We start from the raw sequence: 12008 nt of genomic DNA, 5'->3' as shown, positions 1-12008 counted from the left end.
CGAAAGCAATCCGGGGCTCCGCACTCTCCGGACAGGTCATGCTCCGGGTCGCGTCGGCTCCGCCTCGCGATGACGCAGCGGGGCGACGGCCGAGGCGATCGACCGGAAACGATATCATGCCGATCGTTTCGATCGTCCGGAGCCGTCAGGCCGCCCTGAGGCTCGCCGGCGAGGCCTGCTGCATCGCCTTGAGGGCGCAGAGCTGCTGGCGCAGGAGCGCGAGGCGGTCCAACGCGCCGAACAGCGCCCGCTCGGCCTCCGCGCTGTCCTCCCCGCCCCTCAGCCGCCCCGTCACCGCCGCGGCCCGCTCGGCGGCGCGGTGTTCGGCTGCGGCGATGTCCGCCCGGAGGGTCGAGAGCAAAAGGGTCGGGGACATGCGGGACATCGTCGGTCGCCGCCCGGGCTTGCGGGACGGCGACAACGCGGCGCTACGGCCAAGGTTCACCCGTCCCGTCCCGCCCGCGATCGCGAGGCGCGGGCGGCGCTACAGCCACTTCTTCCAGCGGAAGAACACGTAGGGGAGGACGGCGGCCACCACCATCATGCAGACCGCGACCGGATAGCCGAAATGCCAGTCGAGTTCGGGCATGACCTTGAAGTTCATGCCGTAGATCGAGGCGATCAGCGTCGGCGGCATGAACACCACCGCCATGACCGAGAACAGCTTGATGATGTTGTTCTGCTCCAGGTTCACCAGCCCGAGGGTGGCGTCGAGCAGGAACTGGATCTTGGCCGAGATGAAGGTCGCGTGCTCTTCGAGCGATTGCAGGTCGCGCAAGGTCGAGCGCACGTCCTCGCGCAGCTCGCGCGGCGCCTTGGCCGTGCGGTAGGTGGCCGAGAGCGAGAGCAGGATGCGCTCCATCGAGACGAGGCTCTCGCGCTGCTTCGAGATCAGGTCGCCGTGCCGCCCCAGCGCCCGCAGCGTGTCCTGCAGGGCGGTGTTGCGGGCGGACGGGTCGCCCCGGTCCTCGAAGATCTTGCGCGACAAGCGGTCGATGCGCTCGCCCTGGAGCTGGAGCACGTCCGCCGCGCGGTCGATCACCGCCTCGATCAGCCCGGCCAGGATCGACTCGCCCGAGACCGAGCGCGAGGGGCCGTTGCCCGTCGCGCGGCCGGCGCGCTGGGTGTACATCCGGAAGGCCTGCGGCTCCTCGTAGCGCACGGTGATGAGCCGGTTGTCGCGCAGGATGAAGGTGATGCCGGCCAGTCCCGGCTCCTCCGAATCGCTGACGCGGGAGAGCACGCGGCCCGTCATGTAGCGGGCGCCGGCCTCGACGTAGAGGAGTTCCGAGGGCTCGATGTCCTTCATCTCCTCCCGGGTCGGCACGGTGATGCCGAGGAAGGATTCGACCTTCACCTCCTCCTCCCGGGTCGGGCGCACGAGGTCGAGCCAGACCGTGTCCTCGGCGATCGGGTCCTGGAGTTCGAGGTAGCGGCGCTCCAGCACCGTCTGCGTGCTGCCGTCGACGGGCTTGTGGGTGAAGATCAAGGGAGGGGTCCTGCCGGGCGAGGTCTCTAGTCCAGCGCCCCGGGCGGGGCGACGCTTGTCTCCGGCACGAAGAAGTCCGGCGCAAGCGGGATGCCCGCTGTGACGCGGTATTTTGAAAAGTCCGTGACGCCCTCCCCCGCCAGGACGGTGTCGTCGATCAGGAAGCGCCCGGAGAAGCTCGTGGCGTCCTTCAGGAACACGGCGTGCGCGGCGTCCGCCACGATCTCGGGCGTGCGGCTGGCCTGCATCAAGGCCTCGCCGCCGAGCAGGTTCTTCACGGCGGCCGTGGCGATGGTGGTGCGCGGCCACAGGGCGTTGACGGCGATGCCCCGGCCCCGCAGCTCGCCCGCCAGCCCCAGCACGCAGAGCGACATGCCGAACTTGGCCATGCTGTAGGCCAGATGCGGCGCGAACCAGCGCTCGGCCATGTCGAGGGGCGGCGAGAGCATCAGGATGTGGGGGTTCGTGGCGCGCTCCAGATGCGGGATCGCGTGCTTGCTCACCATGTAGGTGCCGCGCGCGTTGATGCCGTGCATCAGGTCGAAGCGCTTCATCTCGGTCTGGGGCGTGTTCGTCAGCGAGATCGCGCTGGCGTTGTTCACGACGATGTCGATCCCGCCGAACTGCCCTGCGGTCCGGTCGAGGGCCGCCTTCACCGCCTCCTCGTCGCGCACGTCCATCACGAGCGGCAGCGCCCGGCCGCCCGCCCGCTCGATCGCCTCGGCCGCGGTGAAAATCGTGCCCTCCAGCTTGGGGTGCGGCGCCTCGGTCTTGGCGGCGATGGCGACGTTGGCGCCGTCGCGGGCCGCGCGCAGGCCGATGGCGAGGCCGATGCCCCGCGAGGCGCCGGTGATGAACAGGGTCTTTCCGGCCAGGCTCATGTGTCGTGCTCTCCGATCCGGAAGCGCTCCGGCTGGCGTCCGTCGATGTCGGTGTAGCCGTAGGCCCGCGCGAGGTCCCCGACATGGACCGTCCGCCCCGCCCGGTCCAGCACGGCGGCGTCGGCGGCGAGCGCCGCCAGCGCCCGGCCGGCATAGAGCGGGCTCTCGGTGGCGAGGCCGTCCTGGCCCAGATCGCGCACCCGCTCGGTGGCGACGAAGCCCGGCGAGAGCGCCAGCGCGCAGACGCCGTGGGGGGCGAGCTCCGCCGCGCAGGCGAAGGCGAGCCGGTTGGTCGCCGCCTTGGCGAGGTCGTAGTAGAAATCCCCCAGGAACTCCTCGGTGCCGAAGGAGGCGAAGGCGATCAGCCCGCCCTTGGCCGCCACCATGGCCGGGGCCACGGCCCGGGCCAGCAGCAGCGCCGGATAGGGCCCCGTCCCGAGAAACTGCGCGAACGGCTCGGCCGAGCGGCGCCAGAACGGCGTGCCCCAGGCCGCCCCGTCGGGGTAGCGCTCGCCGTCATAGCCCTCGTTGCCGCCCCAGACGCTCGACACCGCGACATCGATCCGCCCGAAGCGGCGGAGCGCCCAGTGCACGAGTTCGTCCACCGCCCGCTCGCTCGTGTGGTCGCACAGGTAGTGGTGCCCCTCGCCCCCCGCCGCGTCGACCTCCCGCGCGGTGTCCTCCACCGTCTCGGGCCGGGTCTCCGTGCGCCGGCCCGTCTCCGAGGAGCGCGCGGTGACGATCACCGTGGCGCCGGCCTCGCCGAGGCCCCGGGCGAGCCCCCGCCCGACCCCGCGCGAGGCCCCGGCCACGAGGCAGATTTTTCCACGCAAGGGGGGCGACATGCGCCGCTCAGGCCTTGGGGGCCAGGAAGCGGGCGAGCCGCGCTTGCGTCTCCGGATCGCGCAGGCCCGCCTCGAAGGCTTGCGCCTCCGCCTCGATCGCCGCCTCGACCTCCCGGGCATCGCCGCGGATCAGGGCGCGGCTCGCGGCCAGCGCCCGGCGCGGCAGGGCGGCGAGGCGTGCGGCCTGGGCCAGCGCGTGCGCCTCGATCTCCTCCGACGGGACCAGCGCGTTGGCGAGCCCCATCGCCACGGCCGCCGCGCCGTCGAAGCCGTCGGCGAGCAGCAGCAGCGCCGAGGCGCGGGCGAGCCCGACCCGGCGCGGCAGCAGGTGGCTGGCGCCCGCCTCCGGCACCAGCCCGAGTTCCACGAACGGCATGCGGAAGCGCGCCTGCGGCCCGGCATAGACGAGGTCGCAATGCAGGGTCAGCGTCGTGCCGATGCCGATGGCGAGCCCGTCCACCGCCGCGACCATCGGCGTGGCGGTGCGGGCGAGCTGCCGGATGAAGTGCAGGGCCGGCATGTCCGAGAACGCCATTCCCGGCGCCTGCGCGGCCCGGTGGAAATCGGCGAGGTCGTTGCCGGCGGTGAAGGCGCCGGGGAGCCCGGCGAACACCACCGCGCCGACCGCCTCCGACGCGTCCGCCTCTTCGAGGCCCCGGCGGGCGGCGTCGTACATGGCGCCGGTCAGCGCGTTCTTCTTCTCCGGCCGGTTCCAGCGGATCAGCCGGACGCCGCCGGGCCGATCCTCGATGATGATGGCTTCGCTCATCCGCTCCCGCCCGGCCCCGCGCCCTCGAAAAATCCCCCAAAAACCTTCGGCCGACGGCGACGCTTTGTCGAGGGCCCCCCGCCCCGCTCACGGGCGCGTGAGAGCGCCTCCGCCGGAGGCCATCACCGCCCCCCGCGCGGCGCGACGCAGGCCATCCGGGGTCCGCCCGCTCCGAAAAAGGGCGCGCCCCGGATCGCGTCGCCCCGGCGCGCGAGAGCGGCGTTCGGCCCGTCCGAACGCGATCGACCGGACACGGGGCCTCGGGCGCCGCGATTGTCGCAGCCGCGAAACTTGGCGGCGGGCCGGCGGGCTGTCCCGGCTATGTGGACCCTCTACGCCCTGACGATCCTCGCCGGTCTCGCCAACGCGATCCAGCCGGGACAGAACGCGACCCTGTCGAAGTCGCTCGGCCTGCCCGTCACGGCGGCCTTGCTGACGCTGCTGGTCAGCACCGCCGCCCTGCTCGCGGGCGGGCTCGCGCTGGGAAAGCTCGAAATCCCCTCGGGACAGCAGCTCGGGCAGGTGCCCTGGTGGGCCTGGCTCGGCGGTTTTTTGAGTGTTCTGCTGATCCTGGCCCAGCTCTACGCCTCCCCCGCCATCGGCGCGGCGACCTTTTTGGGGATTATTGTGACGGTGGGCGTGCTCGCCTCGCTCGTGCTCGACCATTTTGGGTGGATCGGGTTTCAGGTGCACCCGGCCAGTGTGTGGCGCGTGGCGGGGGCGGTGTTGATGGTGATCGGGGTCGGGCTGGTGGCAGTGTTTTGAAGTTTGCTTCATATGCTTTTCTATATGAATTCTCTAGCAGTAGTTTAATTTTCTAAATTAACTATGTAATATTTTCCCTATAGCTGCCGAATTTCATAACTGGTCTGTTCAAGGCCAAATGTTCATGTGGTTAATTTAGAGTTGCGGCGGGCCAAACCGATTTCCAAGACTAAGCCAGCTTGTCTTTTCAACCCCTTGCATAAGTGGGATTGCGTCAACTCTAAGATGCGAGTAGGCTTCGGGGCAGCGAAGCTCGAAATAAAATGGTTGCATAGGGATGGATAAAAAAACAAAAGGTGCATGGGTAGTCCATCATGGTCGAAAAATATCAACAGATGTTAGGGCTGCTTCCGAATATAGTACAATAGATTTGGCCTACAAGTCGGCATCTCTGCTTGCTCGGATGGCGGAGAGCAATCAGGCTATATTAAGACATGCTGAGGTCGTTGCCGCAGTTAAGATTGGTGGCCTCAATCCGAAGACCGAAATGGAGGCGTGCCTCGCGCAGCTTGAGGCAAACAGACTTATTCAGAGAAGTGCACACGGCGTAGAAGTTCTCGGCTTAAGCGGTGAAACAGCATTGTCTCACGCTTCGACTTTGCTCGATAATAACGACCCTCAGTCAAATGAAATGGCCGCCATCAATCTTGCAGAAAAGGCTTCAGAGGCTCCGCTATCTGCTGTCGAAGCAATCGAATACATTGGTGATATGCACCGACTCACCAAGGCAGATTCGGCGGATTTTATCACTAACGCATCAGAAATAGGCTTCGTTGATGCCGAAGGAGATGGGGCCGACAGATTACTATTCAATGGTAATCTTTTTCGGCGCGAGAATGCGGAAAAAACGAAGAAAGTGTTGGCATCGCTTAGCGCAGGCGAGATCGCGAAGTTGTCTGAATTTGACAGCCTTCTCAAAGCATCTGGATACGTGATGCACTCTAAGGCCGAGGCTGTAATGGGGTCTGCGTTATTATCGAAGGTCAAAGCTGCCGCTCTATATGATATGAATGTCGTGTCTAATGAGGCTGGCGAGCACGTTTTTATAACCTCCCCTGCCTCGTTTCATAAATTTACAAATCCCATGACCGAAGATGCTTTTGACCATGCCAAAGCCCTGGTTTCGGCCTTGAGCTATGGTATGTCGCAAAGCAGCTCTACAAGAGGGAGAATTTGGGGAATTGGTCTGTTGTTGGGCAAGCTGATTAGAGGGGGGACAGTTGGTCCAGCTCCCGCTATAGGATTCGACTATCGTGCGTTGGAGTTTGAGCGCGTCGTACAAATAATAGATGGAGGGGATGGAAGCTTCAAAATGAGACTTCTCAAGCGCGAAGTTGGTGAGATTGCCCTGCAAGTTCTGCAGGGAGGAAACGCTGCGGCAACTGCACTTGAAACATTGCCTAGTGCTGGCATGAGAGCTTATACTGCGCCAGAAGTTGCTCGAGCACGCATGAGGAAGACACAGACGACAGCGAGTAAGACGCAAACCAGAAACCTGCTGAGTGCTGTTCGCGTTGGTGTGACGATATGAGCGAAAAAAAATCGGGTCAAAAGGGCTACAAAACCGAAGAAACTGTCCGTGGATATTTTCTGCGTGCAGGTTTTTTTGTCGTGAGATCTGTGCCGCTGAAACACAACGGAGATGATCTGACTGATATTGATCTCTGGATTTACGAGCGTTCAGGTACGTTAGCGCGCCGTCGAACTATCATAGATATTAAGGATAAGGCGCGACCTCAAGCTGCAGAGCGGCTGTTTTTTGTCAAAGGTTTGGCCGAATTGTTGCAGGTAGATGGGGCTGGTGTTGCAACGACAGATAATAGACGCTCGCTCCGAGATCTTGCACGTACACATGGTATGCTGTGGCTGGATGGCGCTGACATTCAAAGAATGAAAGACAGTCCTGAGCTGAATGTTAATCATAGGCTGTCGGACGAGGAATTGGATGTTGTTTTTAGAGAGTCCGATAAAGGTCGAGGCTCTGATTATTTCAGTTCATCATTTTCAGAAATAAAATCTACTATCGGGGATCGATTTGGTGCTGCAGGCGCTAATGCGTGTCTTGCTTATGCGCAGAATCTAGCTAAAGAATGCGTTTCAGCACATCCACGCTCAAATTCGGCAGTTGCGGCTGGTCGGTTGGTTTATCTATCTGCAGCAATTGCTGCAGTGTCACTTGATTTTTATGCGGCAGAGGTTGCGCTTCGGCCTGCTGCAGAGCGTATCGAGCATCTGGTTGATGCCTTGCGGTATGGTGACAACCCGGAGGTTACAAAGCAAAGACTGGCATGGGCAGAGGCGGCAGTTCGTGATTATGCGCCAAACGGAGCAGCTGTTGCGCGCATAGTCAAAGAGAAAATTCGGATTGATATTATGTCTGTTCCTGCGGAAGGGCTTGCAACAGTTGTGGCTCAGGCTGCGCGAAATGAATCGTTGTTCAATGCTGCAAAAATATTAGAAGATGCGGCTTATTCTCGAGTCGCGCCTACGTTTGATGAACTCCCGACTGTAGCGAAATCATTTATGGGGGCGGTGTTAGATTTCTGCGGAATAGATCGGTCCTCGTTTGCCACGAGTTGGGCAAATGAAAATGCTCCAGTGATTGACAGGGAGTTATCTAATCAAACCGCTGTAGAGCAAAAATTTCAATCCCCTGATCCGTCTGATAAGCTGGATAAAAGCAGTGCGGCATCTGACGCTGGTGAAAAGAGTGTTGAGATTGAGCGCGAAAAGAAAGAGCCTAGGCTGATATAAAACTAAGGTTATGATCTTTTTCATGAATTTTCGTAGCTTTCCAAAAACTCCTTAGCTCTTTTGAGACGCTGAATAGGCATTATTGTGATTGGCCAATATGACTGGCTGCGCATCAACGCAAATTGCTAAGTGTGAAGTTCAGTGGTGCTCCGTAGTCCGGTTTCTTAAGATCGACGGCCGCCAACGGATAGCGCTCTTGACTTTATAGACAAATAATCCTACAACCCTGACTACTCACCTCCCGGACCAACCGGGGGAGCGTCCCCGGTGACCGGCCGGGGAGGCTCGTTGGGAGGTGGGGCGGTCCCGCGTCGGTGGCCCGGTCGCCATCGCCTCGGGCGCTGCGCGCGACACAACGCCGTCTCGGGATGGGGCCGTAGGCCGTCTCGGTTCGGCGCCCAGGACCAACCGGAGCCGGGCTCACTACGAGGTCCGGTGCGGACAAGTCCGCTCATGTTCGCCTGCCGCGGCGCCCTCTCCCTTCCGGGAGGCGGTGCCGGGGGTCCCACAGGCCCGCATGTCCGGGGTCGATGCCGGCGAGAAGAACCGTGACGCCAAAACGGATGGCGGGCTCCCCCTGACAAGGAGGCCCGCCCTCCGCGGGACGCCGGGAGACCGGCAAAAGTTTAAAAAAGTTTCCGGAGGTCTCGCGGCGTCCCGCGTCCCCCCTCTCGGTTTCGTCTGGGTTCGCGTCCCCCGCCGGCCGATCGGCCCGCCAGCCTCCGGGCGCCTTCGTGCGCTGCGGGGGCGAACCCGCGTGGGCAAGCGGCTTGGCAGCGGCTTGGGCGGCGATTCGAGCGATCGCGGTGGCGCCGGAATCCGGGCCCCGGCCTCGTCCCGAGGGGCCGGCGCGGGGCGGGCGCCGCGACGGGGCCTCGGACGGCGCGCCGTCCCTCGGATGCGGATCGGGACGGGCGGGGCCTTCAGGCCACGCCGGTGCGCAGCAGGTCGTGGTAGTGCACGAGGCCGACGGGGCGGCCGGCCTCCACCACCACCAGGGCGGTAATCTTCATCGCCTCCTGGATCTGCAGCGCCTTGGCGAGCAGGGTCTCGGGCGTGATCGTGCGGGGGTTGCGGGTCATCACCGCCTCGACCGGCAGGCCCTCCAGCCCGGCCCGCGAGAACACGGCGCGGCGCACGTCGCCGTCGGTGAGGATGCCGGTGAGGCAGCCCTGCCCATCGACCACGAGGACGGAGCCGAACCCCTTGGCGTCGATCTCGGCCACCGCCGCCCGCATCGGCGTGCCGAGCGCCACCACGGGCAGGCGCTCGCCCCCGTGCATGACCTCGCGCACCTGCCGCAGGGAGGCGCCGAGCCGGCCGCCGGGATGAAACACGGAAAAGTCGCGGGCGGAGAACCCGCGCGCTTCGAGCAGCGCGACGGCCAGCGCGTCGCCGAGCGCCAGCTGCATCGCCGTCGAGGTGGTGGGGGCGAGCCCGTTCGGGCAGGCCTCCTTGGCCTTGGGCAGGGCGAGGCAGGTATCGGCCTCGCGGCCGAGCGTCGAGACGGGGTTGGACGTGATCGCCACGAGGCCGACGCGGTAGCGGCGGGTGTAACCGATGATGTCGGCCAGTTCCGTGGTCTCGCCCGACCACGAGAGCGCCACCACCACGTCGTCGGCCTGGATCATGCCGAGATCGCCGTGGCTCGCCTCGGCCGGGTGGACGTAGAGCGCCGGGGTGCCGGTGGAGGCCAGGGTCGCCGCGATCTTGCGGGCGACGTGGCCGGACTTGCCCATGCCGGTGCAGATCACCCGGCCGCGCGCCGCGCCGATCCGCGCCACGGCCTCGGCGAAGGGCGTGCCGAGCCCGTTGCCGATCGCCGCCATCAGGCAGGCCAGCCCCTCGCGCTCGGTCTCGATGGTGCGCAGCGCCGAGGCCACGGCCGCCGCCGCCCCGTCGAAGGGCGCGGCCTGCGCCGTCTCGTCCCGCTGCTCGATCCGTTGTGCCTGGGCCATCAAGCGCGTTCCCGCGTCCCGTCTCGTCAAGGTCGGCCGCTTCTTCGCCTCCGAATGTGGTCGCAAGGCGGCTTTTCGGGATGGGACAGGCGCCGGGCCGGCCCCCGCAACCGGGCGTTAACCACGTCTCCTGTAGCCCCGTTAACCATGCCGGCGCCCGCGAACACGGGAGCCGCCCCGCTCCGGGGCCGCCGGCCGGATCGAGGAACACGCTGCCGGTGTCACGCGAGCGGCCCATGGGAGACAGGCGCACGGCGCGCCGCGGCGCGGGCGCGCTGCTGCTCGCCTCCGCGCTGCTGGCAGCCCCCGCCCGCGCCCAGGAGCCGCCGGCCGCGGACACCCCTCCCCCGGCTGAGGCCGAGCCGGCGCCGACGGGCGCCGCGCGCAACCGCCCGCGCTCGACTTTCGACACCACGCCGGGCCTGCGCGGCAGCGCCGCCGGCTTCGGCAGCAGCGGCAGCACCGCCCCCCCCGCCGCGCTGCCGACGAGCCAGAACCCGGCGCCCGCCGCCGAGGGCGGCGGCGACGACGAGGTCTCGCGCCTGCCGCGCTTTCGCGCCGCCGCCGGGCTGCCGGGCACCTCCGCCCTCGGCACGCCGGCCCGGCCCTCGCTCCTGCGCCTGCGGGCCGCCCCGCCGCGCCGCATCGGCTCGGCCACCCGGCGCATCACCCAGACGCGCACGCAGACCATCACCACGGATCTGCGCCTCACCCCCGTCATCCAGACGCCGGTCTCCGGCGTGCCGCTGCCGACGCCGATCCTCGGGCTCGGCCTGCCGAACGCCGCCGGGCTCCTGCTCGGCACGGCCCTGCGCCGGCCGATCCCCGCCGACACCGCCTACGCGCCGCTCGGCCTCCAGCTCGGCACCTTCACGGTGCTGCCCGCCTTCACGCAGAGCGTCGGCTACGACACCAACCCCGACCAGATCGGCGCCACCCGCCTGCGGCCCTCGCTGGCGCTCCGCAGCGAGGCGGAGCTGGCCCTGCGCAGCGAGTGGTCGGCCAGCGAGTTCACCGCCGAGATGCGCGGCAGCTACCTCGATTATCCGCAGAACCCGGAGGCCAGCCGCCCGAGCGCGGTCGGCGTCTCGCGGCTGCGCATCGACGTCACCCGCGACACCCGCTTCGAGCTGGAGACCCGCTTCCTGCTCGACAGCCAGCGCCTCGGCAGCCCCGATCTCGGCGCGGCGGCGACGACCCGGCCGCTCTTCGCCTCCTACGGGGCGACCGCGGGCGTGCAGCAGAACTTCAACCGCGTGCAGCTCTCCCTGCGCGGCTCGATCGACCGCTCGATCTTCGAGGATGCGCAGCTCGGCGACGGCACCCTGATCCGACAGAGCGACCGCAACGCCAACCAGTACGGCCTGCGCCTGCGGGCGGGCTACGAGATCTCGCCCGCGATCACGCCCTTCGTCGAGACCTTCCTCGACACCCGCATCTACGACACGCCCGTCGATCAGTTCGGCCTGCGCCGCGATTCCGACGGCGTCGCCTTCAGCGCGGGCGCGACCGTGCAGCTCAACAGCGCGCTGACGGCCGAGGTCTCGGCGGGCCTGCAGCACCGCTCCTACGTCGATCGCTCGCTGCAGGACATCAACGCCCCGGTCGTCAACGCGGCCCTGATCTGGTCGGTCTCGCCGCTCACCACGGTGCGCTTCAACCAGCAGACCGGCGTGATCGAGACGGCGGTTCCCGGCTCCAGCGGCGCCTTCACCGACGCCGCGACGCTCGAGGTGCAGCACGACCTGCTGCGCAACCTCTCGATTACGGTGGGCGGCGCCTACCTGTCCAACACCTATGACGGCGTGCCGATCCGCGAGCGGGGCTACTCCGCCACCGCCCGGTTCGACTACCGCTTCAACCGCTGGCTCGCGCTGCGCGGCAGCTACATCTATTCCACCCTGACCAGCACCGTCGCGCTGTCGAGCTACGACGCGCACACGGTGCTGCTCGGGGTGCGGGTGAACCCCTGACGGCGCGTCAGCGGGCCAGGGAGAGCGGCGCGCCGGATTTCGAGAGCGCGCCGTCGAGGCCGCCGCCGGCCTGGCGCAGGCGCGCGGCGACGGTGCCGCCCGGCTGGTAGAGGTAGACCTCCCCGTCCCGGAAATCCCAGGCCGAGACCTTGGCGAGATCCTTGTTGCCGCAGCCCGCGGTCGAGGCCTTGTAGAGGTCGAGCGAGGGCGTGCTCGACAGGGAGACCTTGCAGCTTCCCGCCGCATCGGTGGCGTTCCACGAGCCCACCACCGAGGAGCGGCCGGTCGCCACCACCGGCGGTGGGGCGGGCGGGGGCGGCGCCTCGACGATGGCCGGGGCGTCGGCGACGCTGGGCGGCGGCTCGGAGGGCGCGGCGGCCGCACCCGGCGGCGGGGCGAGCGGCTCGCTCGTCACCGTGCCCGCGGGCAGCGCCGGGGTCGCGGGTTCGAGCGCTGCCTGGGGCCGCGGGCGCTCGCGGGGGCCCTCGAAGCGGTTCGAGGCGCAGGCGCCGACACTCGCGGCCAGGGCGAGACAGGCGGCTTTCGACAGGACCCCACGCAGCATCAACGAACC

Annotated in this window: 11 protein-coding genes; 4 read left to right on the top strand and 7 right to left on the bottom strand. The window is 66.8% G+C overall.

What is annotated here, in order from left to right; genetic code table 11:
* Window positions 1-145 precede the first annotated feature (145 nt).
* The 5 genes from ACPCJR_RS05505 to ACPCJR_RS05485 all read right to left on the bottom strand — a co-directional run bounded on the left by ACPCJR_RS05505 (window position 146) and on the right by ACPCJR_RS05485 (window position 3984).
* A complete protein-coding gene (locus ACPCJR_RS05505) occupies window positions 146-376 on the bottom strand; it encodes a hypothetical protein (RefSeq protein WP_391511592.1) in 231 nt (76 codons plus the stop codon).
* Between the two features lie 108 nt (window positions 377-484).
* Window positions 485-1489: a magnesium transporter CorA family protein gene (locus ACPCJR_RS05500; RefSeq protein WP_391511593.1), complete on the bottom strand. Its 1005-nt coding sequence runs from the start codon at window positions 1487-1489 to the stop codon at window positions 485-487.
* A gap of 26 nt (window positions 1490-1515) precedes the next feature.
* Window positions 1516-2370 carry an SDR family oxidoreductase gene (locus ACPCJR_RS05495; RefSeq protein ID WP_391511594.1) on the bottom strand — a complete coding sequence of 285 codons (855 nt, stop codon included), beginning with the start codon at window positions 2368-2370 and terminating at the stop codon, window positions 1516-1518.
* Window positions 2367-3215 (bottom strand): SDR family NAD(P)-dependent oxidoreductase, encoded by an 849-nt coding sequence (locus ACPCJR_RS05490; protein WP_391511595.1) that lies wholly within the window; start codon window positions 3213-3215, stop codon window positions 2367-2369. Before ACPCJR_RS05490 ends, ACPCJR_RS05495 begins: the two co-directional genes overlap by 4 nt.
* 7 nt (window positions 3216-3222) lie before the next feature.
* Window positions 3223-3984 (bottom strand): enoyl-CoA hydratase-related protein, encoded by a 762-nt coding sequence (locus tag ACPCJR_RS05485; RefSeq protein WP_391511596.1) that lies wholly within the window; start codon window positions 3982-3984, stop codon window positions 3223-3225.
* Window positions 3985-4305: 321 nt separating this feature from the next.
* Here ACPCJR_RS05485 and ACPCJR_RS05480 point away from each other — a divergent pair, with 321 nt between their 5' ends.
* From ACPCJR_RS05480 to ACPCJR_RS05470, 3 genes are all read left to right on the top strand, one after another.
* Entirely contained in the window at window positions 4306-4749 is a 444-nt protein-coding gene (locus ACPCJR_RS05480; RefSeq protein WP_331286774.1) for a DMT family transporter, read from the top strand.
* 277 nt (window positions 4750-5026) lie between these two features.
* Window positions 5027-6280 (top strand): hypothetical protein, encoded by a 1254-nt coding sequence (locus ACPCJR_RS05475; protein ID WP_391511597.1) that lies wholly within the window; start codon window positions 5027-5029, stop codon window positions 6278-6280.
* Window positions 6277-7503, top strand: a complete 1227-nt coding sequence (locus ACPCJR_RS05470) for a hypothetical protein (RefSeq protein ID WP_391511598.1) — start codon at window positions 6277-6279, stop codon at window positions 7501-7503. Before ACPCJR_RS05475 ends, ACPCJR_RS05470 begins: the two co-directional genes overlap by 4 nt.
* A gap of 923 nt (window positions 7504-8426) precedes the next feature.
* Here ACPCJR_RS05470 and ACPCJR_RS05465 read toward each other — a convergent pair.
* A complete protein-coding gene (locus ACPCJR_RS05465) occupies window positions 8427-9461 on the bottom strand; it encodes a KpsF/GutQ family sugar-phosphate isomerase (protein ID WP_391511599.1) in 1035 nt (344 codons plus the stop codon).
* A gap of 236 nt (window positions 9462-9697) precedes the next feature.
* Between ACPCJR_RS05465 and ACPCJR_RS05460 the strand changes: the two genes are divergently transcribed.
* Complete coding sequence (locus tag ACPCJR_RS05460; RefSeq protein WP_391511600.1) at window positions 9698-11434, top strand: outer membrane beta-barrel protein; 1737 nt, start codon at window positions 9698-9700, stop codon at window positions 11432-11434.
* Window positions 11435-11441: 7 nt separating this feature from the next.
* Here ACPCJR_RS05460 and ACPCJR_RS05455 read toward each other — a convergent pair whose 3' ends face one another.
* Entirely contained in the window at window positions 11442-11999 is a 558-nt protein-coding gene (locus ACPCJR_RS05455) for an AprI/Inh family metalloprotease inhibitor (RefSeq protein WP_391511601.1), read from the bottom strand.
* Window positions 12000-12008 lie beyond the last annotated feature (9 nt).

Origin of the sequence: Methylobacterium sp. NPDC097929 (assembly GCF_049543375.1) — a bacterium.
Classification (GTDB): domain Bacteria; phylum Pseudomonadota; class Alphaproteobacteria; order Rhizobiales; family Beijerinckiaceae; genus Methylobacterium.
This window is presented reverse-complemented; position numbering and strand designations above follow the sequence as displayed.